We start from the raw sequence: 22,269 nt of genomic DNA, 5'->3' as shown, positions 1-22,269 counted from the left end.
GCAGGCAGAACAAAGGTGCCTGGCCGGGCGCATACGGGCCGCATTCTAACATGGGGATTTTCTGCGGCGACAGGCGCTTATGGGTGTTTCTGCAAGTAGCTTCGGTGAATTTAAATCTTTTGCTTATTAAAAGATTGTCGACAATAGTTTTGGCTTGTTTGACAGAATGCATTGCTGAGGGTAGTTTTTGCCGAAATATTTAACGGTGTGTCGACAATATGCAGGGCGTCATCGAATCCCCTCTAAACGCTCAAGATGACTCCGAGACGCTTTCGGAGCATGTCTTCCGGCGTATTCAGGCGGCCATAGTCCGGGGTGAGATAGCTCCCGGCAGCAAAATCTCCGAGCCGGAGCTGGCGCGCACCTATGGCATCAGTCGCGGCCCGCTACGGGAGGCGATCCATCGTCTGGAAGGGCAGAAGCTACTGGTGCGGGTGCCGCATGTCGGTGCGCGGGTGGTCTCGCTCAACCAGGCCGAGCTGATCGAGCTGTACGAAATCCGCGAGTCGTTAGAAGGCATGGCCTGTCGCCTGGCGGCCGAGCGCATGACTCAAGCGGAAATCGACGAACTGCGCCGTCTGCTCGATTTGCATGAGCAGGACGAGGCGTTCAAGGCGGGCGTCGGCTACTACCAGCAGGAAGGCGACTTCGACTTCCACTATCGGATCATCCAGGGCAGCGGTAACCGCACCCTGGCCCAGATGCTCTGCGGCGAGCTGTACCAGTTGGTGCGCATGTATCGCCTGCAGTTCTCTGCCACGCCTAACCGGCCGCGGCAGGCCTTCAACGAGCACCACCGAATTCTCGATGCCATCGCCGACCGTGACGGTGAACTGGCCGAGTTGCTGATGCGTCGGCATATCGGTGCGTCCAAGCGCAATATCGAGCGCCATTACCAGGGCGCGCAACCCAAGACAGCCAAACCTAGAGGTGAGTCATGAGTGTCAAGACACCGGGCCAGCGTTTTCGCGATGCCGTTGCTGAAGAACACCCTTTACAAGTGATCGGCGCGATCAATGCCAACCATGCGTTGCTGGCCAAGCGTGCCGGTTTCAAGGCCATTTACCTGTCCGGCGGCGGCGTTGCGGCCGGTTCGTTGGGCTTGCCGGATTTGGGTATCACCGGTTTGGACGACGTGCTCACCGACGTGCGGCGGATTACTGATGTCTGCGACCTGCCGCTGCTGGTGGATGTCGATACGGGCTTTGGGTCTTCGGCATTCAACGTCGCCCGGACCGTTAAATCGATGATCAAGTTCGGCGCCGCCGCCATCCATATCGAGGATCAGGTCGGCGCCAAGCGCTGTGGCCACCGGCCGAATAAAGAGATTGTCTCGCAGCAGGAAATGGTCGACCGCATCAAGGCGGCCGTCGATGCACGCACCGATGACAGCTTCGTGATCATGGCGCGTACCGATGCGCTGGCGGTCGAGGGGCTGAACGCGGCCCTGGATCGCGCCGCCGCCTGCATCGAGGCCGGCGCCGACATGATCTTCCCCGAGGCCATCACCGAGCTGGCCATGTACAAGACCTTCGCCGACCGGGTGCGGGCGCCGATTCTGGCCAACATCACCGAGTTCGGTGCCACGCCGCTGTACACCACGGAAGAGCTGGCCGCGGTCGACGTGTCGCTGGTGCTCTACCCGCTGTCGGCCTTCCGCGCGATGAACAAGGCCGCCGAGAACGTGTACATGGCGGTGCGCCGCGACGGGACGCAGAAAAATGTGGTCGACACCATGCAGACGCGCATGGAGCTCTACGAGCGCATCAACTACCACGCCTTCGAGCAGAGCCTCGACGCGTTGTTCGCCGCCAAAAAATAACCGGAGCGCAGGTCTTAGCCGCCTGCATATAAGAACTACCCGACCGGATCGGATGAGGAGAGATAAGCGATGAGTGCGACCCCAGAAACCACCACCCCAGGCTTCAAGCCAAAGAAATCCGTTGCCCTGAGTGGCACCACCGCCGGCAACACAGCGCTGTGCACCGTCGGCCGCAGCGGCAACGATCTGCACTATCGCGGCTATGACATTCTCGACGTCGCCACCACCTGTGAGTTCGAGGAAATCGCTCACCTGCTGGTGCACGGCAAGCTGCCCAATACCGCCGAGCTGGCCGGCTACAAGGCCAAGCTCAAGGCGCTGCGCGGCCTGCCCGCGGCATTGAAGAGTGCCCTGGAACAGTTGCCACCGTCCGCCCATCCGATGGATGTGATGCGCACCGGGGTGTCCGTGCTGGGGTGTCTGTCGCCGGAGAAGGACGACCACAACCACCCCGGCGCCCGTGACATCGCCGACAAGCTGATGGCCTCGCTGGGCTCCATGCTGCTGTACTGGTACCACTTCAGCCATAACGGCAAGCGCATCGAGGTGGAAACCGAAGATGACTCCATCGGTGGTCACTTCCTCCATCTGCTGCATGGCGAAAAGCCCCGCGAATCCTGGGTGCGCGCCATGCACACCAGCCTGATCCTGTACGCCGAGCACGAGTTCAACGCCTCCACCTTCACCTCCCGGGTGATCGCCGGTACCGGCTCTGACATGTTCTCCGCTATTGCCGGTGGCATCGGCGCGCTGCGCGGGCCCAAGCATGGTGGCGCCAACGAGGTGGCCTTCGAGATCCAGAAGCGCTACGACAACCCGGATGAGGCCGAGGCCGATATCCGTGCCCGCGTGGAGAAGAAGGAGGTGGTCATCGGCTTCGGTCACCCGGTGTACACCGTGGCCGACCCGCGCAACAAGGTGATCAAGGAAGTCGCCCGCGAGCTCTGCGCCGAGCAGGGCAACAACAAGATGTTCGACATCGCCGAGCGCCTGGAGTCGACCATGTGGGAGATCAAGAAGATGTTCCCCAACCTCGATTGGTTCAGCGCCGTCAGCTACCACATGATGGGTGTGCCCACCGCCATGTTCACCCCGTTGTTCGTCATCGCGCGCACATCAGGCTGGTCCTCCCACGTCATCGAGCAGCGTATCGATGGCAAGATCATCCGCCCGAGCGCCAACTACGTCGGGCCGGAAGACCTGACCTTCGTGCCGCTCAAGGGTCGTAAATAAGATGAACAGCCAATACCGTAAATCCCTGCCTGGCACGGCGCTGGACTATTTCGATACCCGTGCCGCGGTCGAGGCGATCGCCCCCGGCGCCTACGACACGCTGCCGTACACCTCGCGCGTGCTGGCGGAAAACCTGGTGCGTCGCTGCGATCCGGCGACGCTGAATGCTTCCCTGAGCCAGCTGATCGAGCGCAAGCGCGATCTGGACTTCCCCTGGTTCCCGGCCCGGGTGGTGTGCCACGACATTCTCGGCCAGACCGCGCTGGTGGATCTGGCCGGCCTGCGTGATGCGATCGCCTTGCAAGGTGGCGACCCGGCGCAGGTCAACCCGGTGGTGCCGACCCAACTGATCGTCGACCACTCCCTGGCCGTTGAGCGCGGAGGCTTCGATCCTGAGGCGTTCGAAAAGAACCGCGCCATCGAAGACCGGCGTAACGAAGACCGCTTCCACTTCATCAACTGGACCAAGAAGGCCTTCAAGAACGTCGACGTGATTCCGCCGGGCAACGGCATCATGCACCAGATCAACCTGGAGAAAATGTCGCCGGTGATCCAGGCGCGTGACGGCGTAGCCTTCCCCGACACCTGCGTCGGCACCGACAGCCACACCCCGCACGTCGATGCGCTGGGGGTGATCGCCATCGGTGTCGGCGGTCTGGAAGCGGAAAGCGTCATGCTCGGCCGCGCCTCCTGGATGCGCCTGCCGGAAAGCGTCGGCGTCGAACTCACCGGCAAGCTGCAGCCGGGCATCACCGCCACCGACATGGTGCTGGCGCTGACCGAGTTCCTGCGCCAGCAAAAAGTGGTCGGTGCCTGGCTGGAGTTCTTCGGTGAAGGCGCATCAAAGCTGACCCTGGGCGATCGCGCGACCATTTCCAACATGGCTCCGGAATACGGTGCCACGGCGGCGATGTTCTATATCGACCAGCAGACCATCGACTACCTGAAACTCACCGGCCGTGAAGACCAGCAGGTGCAGCTGGTGGAGAATTACGCCAAACAGACCGGCCTCTGGGCCGACAGCCTGAAGGGCGCGCAGTACGAGCGTGGGCTGAACTTCGATCTGTCCTCGGTGGTGCGCAACATGGCCGGCCCGAGCAATCCCCACGCCCGTGTCGCCACCGCGGACCTCGCGGTTCAAGGCATTGCCGGCCAGTGGGACGAGGTACCGGGCCAGATGCCGGACGGCGCGGTGATCATTGCCGCCATTACCAGTTGCACCAACACCAGCAACCCGCGCAACGTGATCGCCGCCGGCCTGCTGGCGCGTAACGCCAACAAGCTGGGGCTGACGCGCAAGCCCTGGGTCAAGTCGTCCCTGGCGCCCGGTTCGAAGACCGTGGCGCTGTACCTGGACGAAGCCGGCCTGACCCATGAACTGGAGCAGTTGGGCTTCGGCGTGGTGGCCTTCGCCTGCACCACCTGCAACGGCATGTCCGGCGCGCTCGATCCGGTGATCCAGCAGGAAATCATCGACCGCGACCTGTACGCCACCGCCGTGCTGTCCGGTAACCGCAACTTCGACGGGCGTATCCACCCGTACGCCAAGCAGGCGTTCCTCGCTTCGCCGCCGTTGGTGGTGGCCTACGCCATCGCCGGGACCATCCGCTTCGACATCGAAAAGGACGTACTGGGCCTGACCGCCGACGGCCAGGAAATCCGCCTCAAGGACATCTGGCCGAGCGACGAAGAAATCGACGCGGTGGTCAAGGCCTCGGTCAAGCCGGAGCAGTTCCGCCAGGTCTACATCCCGATGTTCGCCATCCACGAAGACACCGGCCCCAAGGTCGAGCCGCTGTACGACTGGCGCGAGATGAGCACCTATATCCGTCGTCCGCCGTACTGGGAAGGCGCATTGGCCGGGGCGCGTCCGCTCAAGGGCATGCGCCCGCTGGCGGTACTGCCGGACAACATCACCACCGATCACCTGTCGCCGTCCAACGCCATCATGCTCGACAGCGCCGCCGGCGAATACCTGGCGAAAATGGGCCTGCCGGAAGAGGACTTCAACTCCTACGCGACTCACCGCGGTGACCACCTGACCGCGCAACGGGCGACCTTCGCCAACCCGAAACTGTTCAACGAGATGGTGCAGGAAAACGGCAAGGTCAAGCAGGGTTCGCTGGCGCGGGTCGAGCCGGAAGGCCAGGTGATGCGGATGTGGGAAGCCATCGAAACCTACATGGAGCGCAAGCAGCCGCTGATCATCATCGCCGGCGCCGACTACGGTCAGGGTTCGTCCCGTGACTGGGCGGCCAAGGGCGTGCGCCTGGCGGGTGTGGAAGCCATCGCCGCCGAAGGCTTCGAGCGCATCCACCGAACCAACCTGGTGGGCATGGGCGTGCTGCCGCTGGAGTTCAAGGCGGGCACCGACCGCAAGACGCTGGGTATCGACGGCAGCGAAACCTTCGACGTGATCGGCGAGCGTACCCCGCGTACCACGCTGACCCTGGTCATCACCCGCAAGAACGGTGAGCGTGTCGAGGTGCCGGTCACCTGCCGTCTCGACACCGCCGAAGAAGTGTCGATCTATGAGGCCGGTGGCGTGCTGCAGCGTTTCGCCCAGGACTTCCTCGAATCGGCTACGGCTGGCTAAGCGACGCGCTGAGGCGGGACGGCAACGTTCCGCTCCAGCCTTTTCAGGACAACATTTCCATGGCCCACGTACCCCAGATCAAGATTCCCGCCACCTACATCCGTGGCGGCACCAGCAAAGGCGTGTTCTTCCGCCTGCAGGATTTACCCGAGGGCGCGCAAGTGCCGGGGGCGGCGCGTGATGCGCTGCTGCTGCGGGTGATCGGCAGCCCCGACCCTTACGGCAAGCAGATCGACGGCATGGGCGGGGCGACCTCGAGCACCAGCAAGACGGTCATCCTGTCCAAGAGCGGCCGGCCCGATCACGACGTCGATTACCTGTTCGGCCAGGTCTCCATCGACAAGCCCTTCGTCGACTGGAGCGGCAACTGCGGCAACCTGTCGGCCGCGGTCGGCTCGTTCGCCATCAGCGGCGGTCTGGTGGACGCCGATCGCATCCCGCAGAACGGCGTGGTCAGCGTGCGCATCTGGCAGGCCAACATCGGCAAGACCATCATCGCCCACGTGCCGATCACCCAGGGCGCGGTGCAGGAAACCGGTGATTTCGAACTCGACGGCGTGACCTTCCCGGCCGCCGAAGTCCAGCTCGAATTCCTGGACCCGGCCGCCGACGAGGACGGCGCGGGCGGCTCGATGTTCCCCACCGGCAACCTGGTCGATGAGCTGGAGGTGCCCGGCCTCGGCAGGCTCAAGGTGACGATGATCAATGCCGGCATCCCGACCATCTTCGTCAACGCGGATGCCATCGGCTACACCGGTACCGAGTTGCAAGACGACATCAACGGCGACCCCAAGGCGCTGGCCATGTTCGAGACCATTCGTGCTTACGGCGCGTTGCGTATGGGGCTGATCAAGACTCTGGACGAAGCCGCCCAGCGTCAGCACACGCCCAAGGTTGCCTTCGTCGCCAAGCCGACCGACTACCTCGCCTCCAGCGGCAAGCCCGTGGCGGCCGCTGATGTGGACCTGCTGGTGCGTGCGCTGTCCATGGGCAAGCTGCACCACGCCATGATGGGCACGGCCGCCGTGGCCATCGGCACCGCCGCGGCGATTCCGGGCACCCTGGTGAATCTCGCCGCGGGCGGCGGTGCGCGCAGCGCGGTGCGCTTCGGCCACCCCTCCGGCACCCTGCGCGTGGGCGCCGAAGCCAGCCAGATCGACGGCGAATGGACGGTGACCAAGGCCATCATGAGCCGCAGCGCCCGGGTGCTGATGGAAGGCTGGGTGCGCGTGCCGGGTGATGCATTCTGAGGTGTGCTACCGCTTGATCCACAAGAACCCATTCAGGGTTCTTGTGGTTGATTTAACCTGCACTTAACGACGCGTTAGCAGAGTGAATCGATGATGAGCGCCAACGTTGACCTGAACAACCGTCCCGACTACGACACAGTCCTGCAGGATATCGCCGACTACGTTTTGAACTACAGGATCGAGTCCGTCGAGGCCTTGAATACTGCCCGCAATTGCCTGATGGACACCCTCGGCTGCGGTCTGCTGGCCCTGCGTTTCCCTGAGTGCACCAAACACCTGGGGCCGATCGTCGAAGGCACCATCGTGCCGAACGGCGCACGCGTGCCGGGCACCAGCTTTCGCCTCGATCCGGTCAAGGCGGCCTGGGATATCGGCTGCATCGTGCGTTGGCTGGATTACAACGATACTTGGCTGGCGGCCGAGTGGGGGCATCCTTCGGATAACCTCGGCGGCATCCTGGCGGTCGCGGATCACCTGTCGCAGAAGCGCATCGCCCAGGGTGAAGCCCCGCTGACCATGCGTGCGGTGCTGGAGGCGATGATCATGGCGCACGAGATCCAGGGTGTATTCGCCCTGGAGAACTCCTTCAACCGCGGCGGCCTGGACCACGTGATCCTGGTCAAGCTGGCTTCGACTGCGGTGACCGCCAAGCTGATGGGTGCCACCCGCGAGCAACTGCTGTCCGCTCTGTCCCATGCCTTCGTCGATGGTCAGGCGTTGCGGACCTACCGTCATGCGCCGAATGCCGGCTCGCGTAAATCCTGGGCGGCCGGCGATGCTTCCAGCCGTGGCGTACGTCTGGCCGATATCGCCATGCGTGGCGAAATGGGCATCCCGGGCGTGCTGACTGCGCCGCAGTGGGGCTTCTACGACGTGTTGTTCAGCCACACCAACAAAGATCTGGCGCTCAAGCCCGAAGACGAACGCCAGTTCAGCTTCTCGCAGAAGTTCGGCACCTATGTGATGGAAAACGTGCTGTTTAAAATCAGCTTCCCGGCCGAGTTCCATGCGCAGACCGCCTGTGAAGCGGCGGTGACGCTGCATCCCCAGGTCAAGGATCGTCTGCACGAGATCGACAAGATCGTCATCACCACCCACGAGTCGGCGATCCGCATCATCTCCAAGGTCGGCCCGTTGGCTAACGCCGCAGATCGCGATCACTGCATTCAGTACATGACGGCGGTGCCATTGGCTTTCGGCAACCTGGTGGCCGAGCAGTACGAAGACGACTTCCATGCGGCCAACCCGATCATCGACGAGCTGCGCGAGAAGATGGTCATAGTCGAAGACGAGCGTTACACCCGCGAGTATCTGGAAGCGGACAAACGTTCCATCGCCAACGCCATCCAGGTGTTCTTCAAGGACGGCACCTCGACCGAACAAGTGGCTGTCGAGTACCCGATTGGCCATCGCCGTCGCCGTGCCGATGGTATCCCGCTGCTGGAGGAGAAGTTCAAAGCCAACCTGGCCACCAAGTTCACCGGCCAGCGCAGCGCGGAAATTTTCGCCCTGTGCAAAGACCAGGCGAAACTGGAGGCGATCCCGGTCAACCGCTTTATGGATCTGTTTGTGATCTGAGGTGGGAAGACAAAACAAAGCCGGCAATGCCGGCTTTGTTTTTTGCGATGGTTTTGACGTCCAGATGTCGGCTGGGTAGAGCCTAGCGAAACCCAGCTGGGTTTCGAAACCTATTTCAGCCTTCTTTCCACGCCTTTTTCCACCAGGATCTTGGCGGAGATTTCTTCCACCGAAAAGTGTGTGGAATTGATAAAGGGGATGTTTTCCCGGCGTAACAGTTGCTCGACCTCGCGAACTTCGAACTCGCACTGCGCATAGCTGGCATAGCGGCTGTTCGGTTTGCGCTCGTTACGGATAGCAGTCAGTCGATCGGGGTCGATGGTCAGGCCGAACAGCTTGTCCTTGTAGGCTTTGAGCGCGGCAGGTAGTTGCAGGCGCTCCATATCTTCTTCGGTCAAGGGGTAGTTGGCCGCGCGAATGCCGTACTGCAAGGCCATGTACAGGCAGGTCGGGGTTTTCCCGCAGCGCGATACACCAACGAGGATCAGGTCGGCCTTGTCGTAGTAGTGGGTGCGGGCGCCGTCGTCGTTGTCTAGGGCGAAGTTCACCGCCTCGATTCGTTCCATGTAGTTGGAGTTGGAATTGATGGAGTGTGATTTGCCGACTGAGTAGGACGAATGCGAGGTCAGTTCCTGCTCCAGCGGGGCCAGGAAAGTGGAGAAGATATCGATCATAAAGCCGTCGGACTTCGCCAAGATGTCGCGAATGTCCTGGTTTACGATGGTGTCGAAGATGATCGGGCGAGCCCCGTCCGCCTCGGCAGCTGTATTGATTTGTTGTACCATGGCCCGCGCTTTTTCAACGCTGTCGATGTAGGGGCGCGTGAGCTTGTGAAAGGTGATGTTTTCGAACTGCGCCAACAGGCTTTGGCCGAGGGTTTCCGCCGTAATACCGGTACCATCGGAGATGAAAAAAGCGGTTCGTTTCATTTGCACCGAAGGCCTCGAACCTATTTCAATACCGTCGCGAGCGCAGGTCAGGCAAGGCGGAAACAGGCGAGGACGCGGAGTTTACAAGCTGTAAATGAGCAGTCCGAGCCTGTTTTCAACGCAGCATCACCAAGTGCAGCAGGTATTAAATAGGTTCTTAAGTTGGGGACGATTCTTGGCTATCATAGGCCCCCTTTGATTGGGCCCATGCCGGTTGGCATTGTTACTTATTTTCCAGGGCCAGGCCACAATCACGCGGAGTCGCTCCGCCTGAGCTTTTCCCGCGCCTGAGCTTGTCCAACACAGTTAGTGGAGAGATCACCTTGGTAGAGTACGTAGTTTCCCTCGATAAGCTCGGCGTCCATGATGTGGAGCATGTGGGGGGCAAGAACGCATCCCTGGGCGAGATGATCAGCAACCTCGCGGGCGCCGGTGTGTCGGTGCCCGGTGGTTTCGCCACTACCGCCCAGGCCTACCGTGACTTCCTCGAGCAGAGCGGTCTGAACGAGCGTATCCACGCCGCCCTCGACGCGCTGGATGTGGACGACGTCAACGCCCTGGTGAAAACCGGCGCGCAAATCCGTCAGTGGGTGATGGACGCCGAGTTCCCCGAGCGCTTGAACGCCGAAATCCGTACGGCTTTCGCCGAGATGTCGGCCGGCAACCCGAATATGGCCGTGGCCGTGCGTTCCTCGGCGACCGCGGAAGACTTGCCGGATGCCTCTTTCGCCGGCCAGCAAGAAACTTTCCTGAATATTCGCGGCGTGGACAACGTGATCCGCGCGGCGAAGGAAGTGTTCGCCTCTCTATTTAACGACCGCGCCATCGCTTACCGCGTGCACCAGGGCTTCGACCACAAACTGGTCGCCCTGTCCGCCGGCGTGCAGCGCATGGTTCGTTCGGAAACTGGCACCGCCGGGGTGCTGTTTACCCTGGACACCGAATCGGGCTTTCGCGATGTGGTGTTTATCACCGGCGCCTATGGCCTGGGTGAAACCGTGGTGCAAGGCGCAGTCAACCCGGACGAGTTCTACGTCCACAAGCAGACCCTGGAGGCTGGTCGCCCTGCGATCCTGCGCCGCAACCTGGGTAGCAAAGCGATCAAGATGATCTACGGCGACGAAGCTAAGGCCGGCAAGTCGGTCAAGGTGGTGGATGTCGATCATGCCGAGCGCTCGCGCTTCTGCTTGAGCGATGCCGAGGTCACCGAGTTGGCCAAGCAGGCACTGATCATCGAGAAGCACTACCAGCGGCCGATGGACATCGAGTGGGCCAAAGACGGCGACGACGGCAAGCTGTACATAGTCCAGGCCCGTCCTGAGACCGTGAAGAGCCGCTCCAGCGCCAATGTGATGGAGCGTTACCTGCTCAAAGAAACCGGAGTTGTCCTGGTCGAAGGTCGTGCCATCGGCCAGAAAATCGGCGCCGGCAAGGTGCGGGTGATCAACGATATTGCCGAGATGGACAAGGTTCAGCCGGGCGACGTACTGGTTTCCGACATGACCGACCCGGATTGGGAACCGATCATGAAGCGCGCCAGCGCTATCGTCACCAACCGTGGCGGGCGTACCTGTCACGCGGCGATCATCGCCCGTGAATTGGGAATTCCGGCCGTAGTCGGTTGCGGCAACGCCACCCAGGTGTTGCAGGATGGCCAGGGCGTTACCGTGTCCTGTGCCGAAGGCGACACCGGCTTTATCTTCGAAGGTGAGTTGGGCTTCGATATCCGCAAGAACTCCGTCGATGCGATGCCCGAGCTGCCGTTCAAGATCATGATGAACGTCGGCAATCCGGATCGCGCTTTCGACTTCGCCCAGTTGCCGAACGCCGGCGTGGGTCTGGCACGCTTGGAATTCATCATCAACCGCATGATCGGCGTGCACCCAAAAGCGCTGTTGAACTTTGCCAGCCTGCCGGCGGAGATCAAGGACAGCGTCGAGAAGCGCATCGCGGGTTACGACGATCCGGTTGGCTTCTACGTCGAGAAGCTGGTTGAGGGCATCAGCACCCTGGCCGCGGCGTTCTGGCCGAAGAAGGTCATAGTGCGGCTGTCGGACTTCAAGTCCAACGAATACGCCAACCTGATCGGCGGCAAGCTCTACGAGCCGGAAGAAGAGAACCCGATGCTGGGCTTTCGCGGCGCTTCGCGCTACATCAGCGAATCCTTCCGTGATTGTTTCGAGCTGGAATGCCGCGCGCTGAAGAGGGTCCGCAACGAAATGGGCCTGACCAACGTCGAGATCATGGTGCCGTTCGTGCGGACACTCGGCGAGGCGAGCCAAGTCGTTGATCTGCTAGCTCAAAACGGCCTGGCGCGGGGCCAGAACGGCCTGAAAGTCATCATGATGTGCGAGCTGCCGTCTAACGCGATTCTGGCCGAAGAGTTTCTCGAGTTCTTCGATGGCTTCTCCATCGGTTCTAACGATCTGACTCAGCTGACCCTGGGCCTGGATCGTGACTCGGGGATTGTCGCTCACCTGTTTGACGAGCGTAATCCGGCGGTTAAGAAGCTGCTCTCCAATGCCATCCAGGCCTGTAACAAGGCCGGGAAATACATCGGCATCTGTGGTCAGGGCCCGTCGGATCATCCGGATCTGGCCAGGTGGTTGATGGAGCAGGGCATCGAAAGCGTCTCGTTGAACCCGGACTCCGTGCTGGAAACCTGGTTCTTCCTGGCGGAAGGTCAACCGGCCTGATGGCTTTAGTTAAGTGCGGATCGACTCGTTCTGAGCTGCTTCGCACCGGCGCTGCTTGAATCGGCGCTTCTCTAACCACCTATAAAAAGGGCGGACATAATTCCGCCCTTTTTTGTGCAAGTAACCGCATGCAAAGTAGCAGTGAACTTTTTCCCGTCGCGCTGATGAGCGCAGAGCTGCGTGGCGATCTGAGCGAAGACGTCTATCGTCTGAAGCCGGGTAACAGCAGCGATTTCAGCGTCGAACTGGCGTTGACCCGCCTGGGCCAGTCGGGCCAGGGGGCGAAGCGTGGTGTGCCGGTGATTCTGCTGCATGGCAGTTTCTCCAACCGACGTTTCTGGTACTCGCCGAAGGGCATTGGCCTCGGTCCCTATCTGGCGCGGGTTGGTTTTGACGTGTGGATCGCCGAGATGCGTGGCCACGGTTTGTCGCCGCGTAACCTGAACTATCGACAGAATCGGGTGGCGGATTATGTGCGTCATGACCTGCCGGCTATCGCGGCTTTCGTCCGCGAGCAGACGGCGCAGAGCCCGCACTGGATTGGTCACTCCCTCGGCGGCATCACCTTGGCGGCAGCGCTCGGTGGACACTACCTGGGTGAGGATGAGGTCGCCTCGGCAGCCTTGTTCGGTAGCCAGATCAGCCGCGTCTACTGGCCGCTGAAAGTGCCGCCAGTGGAGTGGGGTGGGCGTTTGCTGCTCAAGCGTTTCGCCGCGCTGTCAGGCTCACGGCTCAGGCGCGGCCCGGAAGACGAACCCATCGGTCTGGCGCTGGAAAGTTTGCGCTGGCATGGTCTGTTCGGTCGTTTCGGCGACAGCGAGCGCGATTGGTGGGCCGGACTGGCGGAGGTGCGGGTGCCGTTGTTGGCCGTTGGCGCCGTGGGGGATCTGCAGGATCCGGCTTGGGCCTGTCGCAAATTGCTGGAGCAGTTCGGCTCGCAAACTCGCGAGTTCGTCTGCCTCGGCAAGAAAAACGGTTTTGCCGATGATTACGGGCATGTCGAGATGCTGGTTAGCAAGCACGCGCAGCGCGAAGTTTGGCCGCTGGTCGAGCATTGGCTGCATCGGTTGCAGCTGCCCGCAGGGCTCAGGCAGAACTAATAAGTCGATTGGGTGGCGTAGTGCCGAGCCAGGTGTACGCCGCTCAACACATTGATTTTGAAGAAATGCAGCCAGTCCTCGTCTGGAATCCCGAAAAAAGTCTTTGCTCGAAAATCCTAGGTGGTTGACCAGGATGTCCACCTCCGGCACTTGCCGAATCAAGTTCGTCTCTCCTTCGGTGCTACCCAGATCTGCGGCGACACCGCTCTGTTTGGTCTGCGGTGGCTGAGGCGTTCCGTCGTTGCCGGCAGAAAGCTAAAATGAAACGCCAAGACGGTATGGGGATTACCCTGTCACGGGAGGTATCATGTTCGTTGCTCTCGAACGGCTGTTGAATCTAGAAGAAGGCTATCGACGGACCTTTCAGGTCGGCGGGCGCAGCCTTCTATTGCTGGTGGTAGAGCAGCAGCCGGTGCTACTGGAGAATCGTTGTCCGCACCAGGGTGCGCCCTTGCACAACGCCACGGTGCTCGGTAGGGTGCTGCGCTGCGCGCGGCATGGTTCCGAATTCGATCTGTTTACCGGGCAGGCGCTGAATGCCCATTGCGCGGGACTGACCCGGCTGACGCTGGTCTACGATGGCGACCGCATTGGCGTCGATCTCTGACTCTGCTTTTCTCACTCATAGGAGTTTTTCCATGCAATACATCACTCCCGATCTGTGCGATGCCTACCCGGAACTGGTGCAGGTGGTTGAGCCGATGTTCAGCAATTTCGGCGGACGCGACTCCTTTGGCGGCGAGATCGTCACCATCAAGTGTTTCGAGGACAACTCCCTGGTCAAGGATCAGGTCGAGCTCGATGGCAAAGGCAAGGTGTTGGTCGTCGATGGTGGCGGTTCGCTGCGTCGCGCCCTGCTCGGCGACATGCTAGCCGAGAAGGCGGCGAAGAACGGTTGGGAGGGTCTGGTGGTCTATGGGTGCATCCGTGACGTCGATGTCATCGCGCAGACCGAGCTGGGGGTACAGGCGCTGGCCAGCCATCCGATGAAGACCGAAAAGCGCGGTATCGGCGATCTGAACGTGCCGGTGACTTTCGGTGGCGTGACCTTCCGCCCAGGTGAGTATGTGTATGCCGACAACAACGGCATTATTCTCTCGCCCAAGCCGTTGGAGATGCCGGCTTGAGGTTTTAAACCCGGCGCAAGTCGGGTTTTTTCTAAGCGCGCGAGCAATCGACAGCCAGTGAAGGAGTAGGGATGCACGAGGAAGGCAACGCGCAATGGGGGCTGGTGCATGCCTTCGTTCTGGACGGTAAAGGGGGCGCGCAGCCGATTGCGCGTAATCAGTTGGATGAGCTTGAACTCACACCAGAGCAAAGCCTCTGGCTGCATTGGGATCGCAGTCATCCACAGACTCATACCTGGTTGCGCAACTCCAGCGGGCTGAATGAGTTCAGTTGTGACCTGTTGCTGGAGGAGAACACCCGGCCGCGGCTACTGCCGTTGCCGAATGACGAGCTCCTACTGTTCCTGCGTGGCGTCAATCTCAATCCGGGTGCCGAGCCGGAGGACATGGTTTCGGTACGCATCTTTGCTTCTCCTCAGCGGGTCATTTCACTGCGCTTGCGACCGCTGCGCGCGACCGATGAATTGCTTGCCGAGCTGGAGGAGGGAGGCGGTCCGAAGACTTCGTCCGGGCTGATTCTGTACTTGGCGCAGCACCTGACCGGTAAGGTCGATGGTCTGGTCGGCGAGCTCTCCGAACAAGTCGATGCCCAGGAAGAGCGGGTGGATGCCGATGAGCGTTATACGCCGGAACATGGCCAGATGTTGCACATCCGCCGTCGTGCCGCTGGTTTGCGGCGTTTCCTGGCCCCACAGCGCGATATCTACGGTCAGTTGACGCACAACAAATTGCCCTGGTTTGCCGATGGCGAGAGTGACTACTGGAACGAGTTGAACAACCGTTTGACGCGCTATCTGGAGGAGCTGGAGTTGATTCGTGAACGGGTCGGCCTGGTGCTCGAGTCCGAGCATCGGCGGATAAGTGAGCGGATGAGCCGCATCATGTACCGCTTCGGGATTATCACCGGGGTCTTTCTGCCGATGACTTTCTTGACCGGCTTGCTGGGGATCAATGTCGGCGGTATTCCCGGCTCGGAGAGCCCGTATGGCTTTCTGGTTGCCTGCCTGATGTCGGCTGGCGTGGCTCTCGCTCAGTGGTTGCTTTTTCGCCGTCTGCGCTGGGTTTGATGTGACTTGTCGTGTATTCGCCTCGTCTAGCCGACAGATCCCGTGAGGTGCGCATGCACGATCCATTCGAAGAATCCCTGCGTGACCTGCTCAAGTCTTCATCGACCAACCATGATGATGATGCTTGCCTGGGGCGTGTACTGAAGACTGCTAACCGCCAAGTCGGTGCTGGCGATCTGTTCAGCCTGATGGGGCATTGGCTCGAAGCGCTGATGATCGCCCTGAGTAACGGCTCGGCTCATGTCGCGCCGGTATCTCGCCGTACTTCTTCCGCTCGCTCTCTTAATAAGGCTGATTGAAATGGAACTCGACCCCTGGACCCAAAGCCTGGTGAGCGCGATGACAGCCCTGTGGACTAAGGTCGCCGGCTTCATCCCGAACCTGTTTGTCGCGTTGATTTTGGTGCTGCTGGGTTTCGTCGTAGCCAAATTGCTCGACACCTTGCTCTCCAAGCTGCTGGGTAAAGTCGGTCTGGACCGACTGATGGCCGGTACAGGTTTGACCAAGCTGTTAAGCCGGGCAGGCATTCAAGTGCCGGTCTCGACCTTGATCGGCAAGATCGTCTATTGGTTTGTCTTGCTGATCTTCTTGGTTTCGGCGGCTGAGTCGTTGGGCCTGGAGCGGGTCTCGGCGACCCTCGATGTGCTCGCCTTGTATCTGCCAAAGGTCTTTGGCGCGGCTCTGGTGCTGCTCGCTGGCGTACTCTTGGCGCAGTTGGTCAGTGGCCTGGTGCGCGGTGCCGCCGAAGGGGTGGGGCTGGACTATGCCAGCGGCCTGGGACGCATCGCCCAGGGCTTGGTCATCATCATCAGCATCTCGGTAGCCATCGGCCAATTGGAAGTGAAGACCGACCTGCTGAACAACGTGATCGCCATCGTGCTGATTTCCGTTGGCCTGGCTGTGGCCTTGGCCTTGGGTCTGGGCAGCCGCGACATCGCCGGGCAGATCCTTGCCGGTATTTATGTGCGCGAGTTGTACCAGGTTGGGCAACAGATTCAGGTTGGTGATGTCGAAGGGCAGATCGAGGAAATTGGCACGGTCAAGACTACGCTGCTGACCGACGAGGGCGAGTTGGTGTCGGTGGCCAACCGTATTCTTCTCGAACAACGGGTGAGCAGTCGCTAACGCGCCAATCCCTGCTAATGTATGCCGCCATATGTAAGACGCCTGAGACTCTGGGCGGTGGCGGCTATTCACCTGACTGTCGGCCCGACTCGTTTTGAACAAAGCCCAATCGCTATCTTCGCGTTACGACCCCCGCGAACTCTCTGACGAAGAGTTGGTGGCGCGTGCGCACGTCGAGTTGTTTCATATCACCCGTGCCTATGAAGAACTCATGCGCCGCTATCAGCGCACGCTGTTTAACGTCTGTGCTCGTTATCTGGGCAACGACCGCGATGCAGATGATGTATGTCAAGAGGTCATGCTCAAGGTTCTCTATGGTTTAAAGAACTTCGAAGGCAAGTCAAAGTTCAAGACCTGGCTATATAGCATCACTTATAACGAGTGCATCACGCAGTACCGGAAAGAGCGCAGAAAGCGCCGCTTAATGGATGCACTGAGTTTGGATCCATTGGAGGAAGCGTCGGAGGAAAAGGCTCCAGCCCTTCCCGAGCCCGGCGGACTGGACCGCTGGCTGGTGCATGTGAACCCGATTGATCGTGAAATTCTGGTGCTACGATTTGTCGCAGAATTAGAGTTCCAGGAAATAGCCGACATCATGCACATGGGGCTTAGTGCGACGAAAATGCGTTATAAACGCGCTCTTGACCGCTTGCGTGAAAAATTTTCGGGCGTTACCGAAACTTAGTTGGCTGAAATACCTCCAACCTGTGCGGGTGAGTTCTGTTAGAATCGCCGGCTGAGTTGTCTTGCGTTTGTCAGACAACTTACTGACCACCAAGATAGGGATTTACGGATGAAATTCAAGAACACCTTAGGCGTTGTCATTGGCTCGCTGATCGCTTCCGCCTCTCTTCAAGCGCTGGCCCAAGGCCAAGGTGCGGTCGAGGTTGAGGGCTTCGCCAAGAAGGAGCAGTTCGACAGCGCTCGTGACTTCAAAAACAACGGCAACCTGTTCGGCGGCTCGATTGGCTACTTCCTGACCGACGACGTTGAATTGCGTCTGGGCTACGACGAAGTGCACAACGCTCGTGGCGAAGACGGTCGTAACATCAAGGGCTCGAACACTGCCCTGGATGCTCTGTACCACCTCAACAACCCAGGCGACATGCTGCGTCCGTACGTCTCCGCAGGTTTCTCGGACCAGAGCATCGGTCAAACCGGCCGCAGCGGTCGTAACGGCTCCACTTTCGCCAACGTTGGCGGCGGTGCCAAGCTCTACTTCACCGAGAACTTCTACGCCCGTGCTGGCGTTGAAGCTCAGTACAACATCGACCAGGGCGACACCGAGTGGGCTCCAAGCGTCGGTATCGGCATGAACTTTGGTGGCGGCTCCAAGCCTGCTGCTGAGGTCGTAGAAGCTGCTCCTGCTCCAGTTGCTGAGCCGGTTGCTGCTGCTGAAGAGCCGATGGAACTGGTCCGCGTTGAGCTGGACGTGAAATTCGATTTCGACAAGTCGAAAGTCAAAGAAGAAAGCTACGGCGACATCAAGAACCTGGCCGACTTCATGAACCAGTACCCAGCCACTGCCACCACTGTTGAAGGTCACACCGATTCCGTCGGTACTGACGCTTACAACCAGAAGCTGTCCGAGCGTCGTGCAAGCGCCGTGCGTGACGTGCTGGTTAACCAGTACGGTGTCGGCGGCGAGCGTGTTAACGCGGTCGGTTACGGCGAGTCCAAGCCGGTTGCGGATAACGCTACCGACGCTGGTCGCGCGGTTAACCGTCGCGTAGAAGCTGAAGTGGAAGCTCAAGCCAAGTAATGGGTTTAGCTCCAAAGAAAAACCCGGCTCCGGCCGGGTTTTTCTTTGCTTAAAATTTTCTGTGCCTGAAGAAAGCCAGCTCGAACGCGGAGCAAGGCCTTACTCCACAGGGCTAACGGCTAGGCGCTGGCAGCCAGAGGCAAGGCTTGTGCGCTGGCGGCCACTTCGCCGATCACCAGAATCGCCGGGCTTTTCAGCTGGAAGGCCAGCGCGTCCTGCTGCATCTCGCCGAGGGAGCTGCGGCATTCGCGTTGCTGCGGCAATGAGGCGTTTTCGATCATGGCGACCGGCATATTTGCCGACATACCGCTGGCCAGCAGGCTGTCACGGATCTCGCCGAGCTTGGCCACGCCCATGTAGACCACCAGAGTGCTGCCGCTTTGGGCCAGCGCCTGCCAGTTGAGGCTGCTGTCGTCCTGGGTGTGAGCGGTGACCAGCGTCACGCCACGGCTGACGCCGCGTAACGTCAGCGGGATGCCGCAGTTGGTCGCACCGGCCAGACCGGCGGTGATGCCATTGACCAGCTCAACCTCTACACCACGGGCGCTCAGCCACTCGGCTTCTTCGCCGCCACGACCGAAGATGCACGGATCGCCACCTTTGAGGCGCACCACGCATTTACCCTGACGGGCGTAGCGCAGCATCAGTCGATGAATGAATTCCTGGGGGGTCGAGCGGCAGCCGCCGCGTTTACCCACTGGGACTATCCGCGCAGCTGGGCAGTGTTCAAGCACGGCGGGATTGACCAGATCGTCGATCATCACGATGTGCGCTTCATGCAGCGCCCGCACAGCTTTAAGTGTCAGCAGTTCCGGGTCACCAGGGCCTGCACCCACCAGCCAGACTTTTCCACTCATCGTCAGCACCTCACTGATTCACCGCCACTGGCAGGGCTTGTGCCGCCAGTAGCCGTTTGATTTCCGGGACGCAGGAGCCGCACTGAGTGCCGCAACCCAAGGTTTGTTTCAGCTCTTGCAAGTCCAGCCCGCGAGCGATGCCGGCGCAGACCGCGGCTTCGCTGACATTCATGCAGTTGCACAGGGTTTTGTTGCCGACGGTGCTGGCGCCGGCACTGCCGGGCGGCGTGCTGATCGGTGCCAGCAGCCAGCGGCGCAGGTCGGCGTCGGTTTCACCGCTCAGCCAGAGGCCCTTGAGCCAGTCGCGCGCGGCAGTTTCGCCGGCCAGGCGGATCGCCGTGATGCGGCCTTGCTCGATGCGTACGCGCTTGCCGACCGCCCGCCGCGGATCGTCATAGGCGAGCACCGGGCCTTCATGCAGCCCGAGTAGGCGATCGATCTGGGCCAGCAGTTCGGGGGCGGGGGCCTCGGTGGCTGCCGCACGAATCAGCAGGGCTGGGCGCTCGCGGCCGGCCAGGCCGAGGCTGGCGTAGTCGAAGCTTTCACACAGCGGGCGCAAAGCCTCGAAGCGGGTTTGCACCTCGCCTTCGACCAGGGCGAACAGTTGCCAGGGCAACTCGACCTTTTGCACCTCGACGCCGGCGTGTTTCAGCTCCGGCTGTTTCGACAGCGGATCGAACGCCGGTAGGGTCAGCACGTTGCAGCCCAGCCCCTTGAGAAAGCGATCACCCCAGTGCATCGGTAAGAACGCCTGACCGGAGCGCACGCCTTCATCGCTCTGCACCGGCAGAATCAGGCTGCCACGGCGGCTTTTCAGTTTCACCAGATCGCCGGCTTGCAGGCGCCGGCGCCGCAGTTCGTCGGGGTGCAGGCTGAGCACGGCGGCCTCGACATGACCGAAGAGTTGCGCGGCCGTGCCGGTGCGGCTCATGCCGTGCCACTGGTCGCGCAGGCGGCCGGTGTTCAGGGTCAGGGGGAAGCGCGCATCACGTTTTTCTTTCGGCGCGCGATAGGGCTCGGCGATAAAGCTCGCGCGTCCGGACGCGCTGGGGAAAATCCCGTTGCCGTAGAGGCGTGGGGTGCCAGCGCTAGCACCGGCCGGAAAGGGCCATTGCTGCGGACCTTGGTCATCCAGAATCGCGTAGCTGAGGCCGGAAAGGTCCAGGTCGCGCTGGGCAGTCAGTGTCTTGTACTCATCGAACAGCGCTTGCGGGCTGTCGAAGGCAAACAGGCTGGGCAGGCCGGGGCGTAGCAGGTGTTCCAGGCGGCGGGCGAAATCCACGGTGATCGCCCAATCCGGCCGCGCCTCTGCGGGCGCTGGCACGGCACGGCGGACATGGGAAACCCGCCGTTCGGAATTAGTTACCGTGCCTTCCTTCTCGCCCCAGCTGGCGGCGGGCAGCAGCAGGTCGGCGAAGCGGCAGGTCTCGGTGGTGAAGAAGGCTTCCTGCACCACCACGAAGGGGCAGGCGCTCAGCGCTTGGTGAATCTTGGTCTGATCCGGCAGCGATTGGGCCGGGTTGGTGCAGGCGATCCACAGGGCCTTGATCTTGCCGGCATGCACCGCATCGAAGAGTTCGATGGCGGTCAGGCCGGGGCTTTCCGGCAGGGCATCGACGCCCCAGGCGCTGGCCACTTCGGCGCGGTGTTCGGCATTCGCCGCCTCGCGGTGGCCGGGCAGCAGGTTGGCCAGGCTGCCGGTTTCGCGGCCGCCCATGGCGTTGGGCTGGCCGGTGAGCGAGAAGGGGCCGGCACCCGGGCGGCCGATCTGCCCGGTGGCCAGGTGTAGGTTGATCAGCGCGCTATTTTTCGCGCTGCCGGCGCTCGATTGGTTCAGCCCCATGCACCACAGCGAGAGAAAGCTCGGCGCCTGGCCGATGAGCTTGGCGCAGGCTTGCAGGTTCTCCTGGCTGATGCCGCACAGCTCGCTGACCATCTGCGGGCTGTAGTCGCGCACCAGGGTCTTCAGGGCCTCGAAGCCTTCGGTGTGCGCATCGATAAAGCGCCGGTCGAGCCAGCCTTCCCACATCAGGATATGCAGGAGGCCGTGGAACAGCGCGACGTCGGTGCCCGGCTGAATCGCCAGGTGCAGGTCGGCCAGCTCGCAGGTGTCGGTGCGTCGCGGGTCGACCACTATGACCTGCATGTCCGGGCGCTTGGCCTTGGCTTCTTCCAAGCGGCGAAAGAGCACGGGATGCGCGAAGGCCATATTGCTGCCGACGATCAGCACGCAATCGCTCTGCTCGAGGTCTTCGTAGTTGCAGGGTGGCGCATCGGCGCCGAGGCTGCGCTTGTAACCAACCACGGCGGAGGACATGCACAGCCGCGAGTTGCTGTCGATGTTGTTGGTGCCGACCAAGGCGCGGGCGAGCTTGTTGAAGGCGTAGTAGTCCTCGGTCAGCAACTGACCGGAGACATAGAAGGCCACGCTGTCCGGGCCGTGTTCGCGGATGGTCTCGGCAAATACCTTGGCCGCGTGATCCAGCGCCGAATCCCAGTTAGTGCGCGAACGGGCCAGGGCTTTACCCAGGCGCAGTTCCGGGTGCTGCGCGCGGGCAGCCAGGTCGCCGGTCAGGTGCAGGGTCGCGCCTTTGCTGCAGAGTTTGCCGAGGTTGGCGGGGTGGGCTGGGTCGCCGCTTACCCCCAGCACACGCTCACCGTCGTGCTCGATCAGCACGCCGCAGCCGACGCCGCAGTAGCAGCAGGTGGATGCGGTGACTTGAGTTTCAGTATTTAGACGCATGGCGCTGCTTCCTTCAGCGCCAGAAACACACGACCGTTCTCGACCTTGGCCGCATGTTTGTGGGCGCAACCGATATCCGGGGCCAGGGCTTCGCCGTTTTCCAGATCGATCTGCCAGTTATGCAGCGGGCAGGCCACGCGCTTGCCGTAGATCAAGCCCTGGGACAGCGGGCCGCCCTTGTGCGGGCAGCGGTCGTCGAGGGCGAAGACCTCATCGTCGGCGGCGCGGAAGATGGCGATATCGCCTTTCGGTCCGGCGACTATGCGCGAGCCGAGCACGTTGATCTCTTCCAGGGCGCAGATATCTAACCAATTCATAAAACTCTCCTCAATTCGTTCGAGACGCTTGGGGCGCCTCGTAGGGGCGAGCAGTGCTCGCTCCTAC

The 22,269-nt window shown here is 61.3% G+C and carries 19 protein-coding genes; 15 read left to right on the top strand and 4 right to left on the bottom strand.

Annotated elements, in window-relative coordinates; translation table 11 throughout:
- Nucleotides 1-218: 218 nt before the first annotated feature.
- From FFS13_RS00460 to prpD, 6 genes are all read left to right on the top strand, one after another.
- The gene (locus FFS13_RS00460) at nt 219-941 is read left to right on the top strand and encodes a GntR family transcriptional regulator (protein ID WP_137817165.1); all 723 of its coding nucleotides are present in this window, start codon (nt 219-221) and stop codon (nt 939-941) included.
- On the top strand, nt 938-1,822 hold the full coding sequence (gene prpB / locus FFS13_RS00455; RefSeq protein WP_137817164.1) for a methylisocitrate lyase: 885 nt from the start codon (nt 938-940) through the stop codon (nt 1,820-1,822). Before FFS13_RS00460 ends, prpB begins: the two co-directional genes overlap by 4 nt.
- 69 nt (nt 1,823-1,891) lie before the next feature.
- On the top strand, nt 1,892-3,055 hold the full coding sequence (prpC, locus tag FFS13_RS00450; protein ID WP_137817163.1) for a 2-methylcitrate synthase: 1,164 nt from the start codon (nt 1,892-1,894) through the stop codon (nt 3,053-3,055).
- Nucleotide 3,056: 1 nt separating this feature from the next.
- Nucleotides 3,057-5,651 (top strand): Fe/S-dependent 2-methylisocitrate dehydratase AcnD, encoded by a 2,595-nt coding sequence (acnD, locus tag FFS13_RS00445; protein WP_137817162.1) that lies wholly within the window; start codon nt 3,057-3,059, stop codon nt 5,649-5,651.
- Between the two features lie 59 nt (nt 5,652-5,710).
- On the top strand, nt 5,711-6,901 hold the full coding sequence (prpF, locus tag FFS13_RS00440; protein ID WP_137817161.1) for a 2-methylaconitate cis-trans isomerase PrpF: 1,191 nt from the start codon (nt 5,711-5,713) through the stop codon (nt 6,899-6,901).
- A 93-nt stretch (nt 6,902-6,994) separates the two neighbouring features.
- The gene (gene prpD, locus FFS13_RS00435; RefSeq protein WP_137817160.1) at nt 6,995-8,479 is read left to right on the top strand and encodes a 2-methylcitrate dehydratase; all 1,485 of its coding nucleotides are present in this window, start codon (nt 6,995-6,997) and stop codon (nt 8,477-8,479) included.
- Nucleotides 8,480-8,589: 110 nt separating this feature from the next.
- Here prpD and FFS13_RS00430 read toward each other — a convergent pair whose 3' ends face one another.
- Nucleotides 8,590-9,408 carry a pyruvate, water dikinase regulatory protein gene (locus tag FFS13_RS00430; protein ID WP_137817159.1) on the bottom strand — a complete coding sequence of 273 codons (819 nt, stop codon included), beginning with the start codon at nt 9,406-9,408 and terminating at the stop codon, nt 8,590-8,592.
- A 323-nt stretch (nt 9,409-9,731) separates the two neighbouring features.
- Here FFS13_RS00430 and ppsA point away from each other — a divergent pair, with 323 nt between their 5' ends.
- From ppsA to FFS13_RS00385, 9 genes are all read left to right on the top strand, one after another.
- Entirely contained in the window at nt 9,732-12,104 is a 2,373-nt protein-coding gene (gene ppsA, locus FFS13_RS00425; RefSeq protein WP_137817158.1) for a phosphoenolpyruvate synthase, read from the top strand.
- A gap of 128 nt (nt 12,105-12,232) precedes the next feature.
- Nucleotides 12,233-13,204 (top strand): alpha/beta fold hydrolase, encoded by a 972-nt coding sequence (locus tag FFS13_RS00420; RefSeq protein WP_137817157.1) that lies wholly within the window; start codon nt 12,233-12,235, stop codon nt 13,202-13,204.
- Nucleotides 13,205-13,511: 307 nt separating this feature from the next.
- Nucleotides 13,512-13,811: a Rieske (2Fe-2S) protein gene (locus FFS13_RS00415; RefSeq protein WP_137817156.1), complete on the top strand. Its 300-nt coding sequence runs from the start codon at nt 13,512-13,514 to the stop codon at nt 13,809-13,811.
- Between the two features lie 31 nt (nt 13,812-13,842).
- Nucleotides 13,843-14,331 carry a ribonuclease E activity regulator RraA gene (rraA, locus tag FFS13_RS00410; protein ID WP_137817155.1) on the top strand — a complete coding sequence of 163 codons (489 nt, stop codon included), beginning with the start codon at nt 13,843-13,845 and terminating at the stop codon, nt 14,329-14,331.
- A 71-nt stretch (nt 14,332-14,402) separates the two neighbouring features.
- Nucleotides 14,403-15,398: a zinc transporter ZntB gene (locus FFS13_RS00405; protein ID WP_137817154.1), complete on the top strand. Its 996-nt coding sequence runs from the start codon at nt 14,403-14,405 to the stop codon at nt 15,396-15,398.
- A gap of 47 nt (nt 15,399-15,445) precedes the next feature.
- Nucleotides 15,446-15,697 carry a CrfX protein gene (locus FFS13_RS00400; RefSeq protein WP_371922921.1) on the top strand — a complete coding sequence of 84 codons (252 nt, stop codon included), beginning with the start codon at nt 15,446-15,448 and terminating at the stop codon, nt 15,695-15,697.
- Nucleotide 15,698: 1 nt separating this feature from the next.
- Nucleotides 15,699-16,523, top strand: a complete 825-nt coding sequence (locus tag FFS13_RS00395; RefSeq protein ID WP_137817152.1) for a mechanosensitive ion channel domain-containing protein — start codon at nt 15,699-15,701, stop codon at nt 16,521-16,523.
- A 94-nt stretch (nt 16,524-16,617) separates the two neighbouring features.
- Nucleotides 16,618-17,208 carry an RNA polymerase sigma factor SigX gene (gene sigX, locus FFS13_RS00390; protein ID WP_137817151.1) on the top strand — a complete coding sequence of 197 codons (591 nt, stop codon included), beginning with the start codon at nt 16,618-16,620 and terminating at the stop codon, nt 17,206-17,208.
- A gap of 108 nt (nt 17,209-17,316) precedes the next feature.
- The gene (locus FFS13_RS00385; protein ID WP_137817150.1) at nt 17,317-18,285 is read left to right on the top strand and encodes an OmpA family protein; all 969 of its coding nucleotides are present in this window, start codon (nt 17,317-17,319) and stop codon (nt 18,283-18,285) included.
- A 119-nt stretch (nt 18,286-18,404) separates the two neighbouring features.
- Here FFS13_RS00385 and cobA read toward each other — a convergent pair whose 3' ends face one another.
- From cobA to nirD, 3 genes are read right to left on the bottom strand one after another with little or no spacing between them, the layout of a single operon-like run.
- The gene (gene cobA / locus FFS13_RS00380) at nt 18,405-19,142 is read right to left on the bottom strand and encodes a uroporphyrinogen-III C-methyltransferase (RefSeq protein WP_137817149.1); all 738 of its coding nucleotides are present in this window, start codon (nt 19,140-19,142) and stop codon (nt 18,405-18,407) included.
- Between the two features lie 10 nt (nt 19,143-19,152).
- A complete protein-coding gene (locus FFS13_RS00375; protein ID WP_137817148.1) occupies nt 19,153-21,885 on the bottom strand; it encodes a nitrate reductase in 2,733 nt (910 codons plus the stop codon).
- Nucleotides 21,876-22,202, bottom strand: a complete 327-nt coding sequence (gene nirD / locus FFS13_RS00370) for a nitrite reductase small subunit NirD (RefSeq protein ID WP_137817147.1) — start codon at nt 22,200-22,202, stop codon at nt 21,876-21,878. Before nirD ends, FFS13_RS00375 begins: the two co-directional genes overlap by 10 nt.
- Between the last annotated feature and the right edge of the window lie 67 nt (nt 22,203-22,269).

The organism is Pseudomonas sp. 2FG (assembly GCF_005502935.1).
Lineage (GTDB): Bacteria > Pseudomonadota > Gammaproteobacteria > Pseudomonadales > Pseudomonadaceae > Aquipseudomonas.
Note: the sequence above shows the minus strand (reverse complement) of the source record. Positions and strands in the feature narration are given on the sequence as shown.

Excerpts from the sequence above, each read along its gene's own strand:
- prpB (WP_137817164.1), top strand. The coding sequence starts at position 938 with ATGAGTGTCAAGACACCGGGCCAGCGTTTTCGCGATGCCGTTGCTGAA.
- FFS13_RS00415 (WP_137817156.1), top strand. The coding sequence starts at position 13,512 with ATGTTCGTTGCTCTCGAACGGCTGTTGAATCTAGAAGAAGGCTATCGA.
- FFS13_RS00385 (WP_137817150.1), top strand. The coding sequence starts at position 17,317 with ATGAAATTCAAGAACACCTTAGGCGTTGTCATTGGCTCGCTGATCGCT.
- FFS13_RS00375 (WP_137817148.1), bottom strand. The coding sequence starts at position 21,885 with ATGCGTCTAAATACTGAAACTCAAGTCACCGCATCCACCTGCTGCTAC.
- FFS13_RS00405 (WP_137817154.1), top strand. The coding sequence starts at position 14,403 with ATGCACGAGGAAGGCAACGCGCAATGGGGGCTGGTGCATGCCTTCGTT.
- prpC (WP_137817163.1), top strand. The coding sequence starts at position 1,892 with ATGAGTGCGACCCCAGAAACCACCACCCCAGGCTTCAAGCCAAAGAAA.
- prpD (WP_137817160.1), top strand. The coding sequence starts at position 6,995 with ATGAGCGCCAACGTTGACCTGAACAACCGTCCCGACTACGACACAGTC.
- FFS13_RS00420 (WP_137817157.1), top strand. The coding sequence starts at position 12,233 with ATGCAAAGTAGCAGTGAACTTTTTCCCGTCGCGCTGATGAGCGCAGAG.
- acnD (WP_137817162.1), top strand. The coding sequence starts at position 3,057 with ATGAACAGCCAATACCGTAAATCCCTGCCTGGCACGGCGCTGGACTAT.
- rraA (WP_137817155.1), top strand. The coding sequence starts at position 13,843 with ATGCAATACATCACTCCCGATCTGTGCGATGCCTACCCGGAACTGGTG.
- cobA (WP_137817149.1), bottom strand. The coding sequence starts at position 19,142 with ATGAGTGGAAAAGTCTGGCTGGTGGGTGCAGGCCCTGGTGACCCGGAA.
- FFS13_RS00430 (WP_137817159.1), bottom strand. The coding sequence starts at position 9,408 with ATGAAACGAACCGCTTTTTTCATCTCCGATGGTACCGGTATTACGGCG.
- FFS13_RS00460 (WP_137817165.1), top strand. The coding sequence starts at position 219 with ATGCAGGGCGTCATCGAATCCCCTCTAAACGCTCAAGATGACTCCGAG.
- nirD (WP_137817147.1), bottom strand. The coding sequence starts at position 22,202 with ATGAATTGGTTAGATATCTGCGCCCTGGAAGAGATCAACGTGCTCGGC.
- FFS13_RS00395 (WP_137817152.1), top strand. The coding sequence starts at position 15,699 with ATGGAACTCGACCCCTGGACCCAAAGCCTGGTGAGCGCGATGACAGCC.
- prpF (WP_137817161.1), top strand. The coding sequence starts at position 5,711 with ATGGCCCACGTACCCCAGATCAAGATTCCCGCCACCTACATCCGTGGC.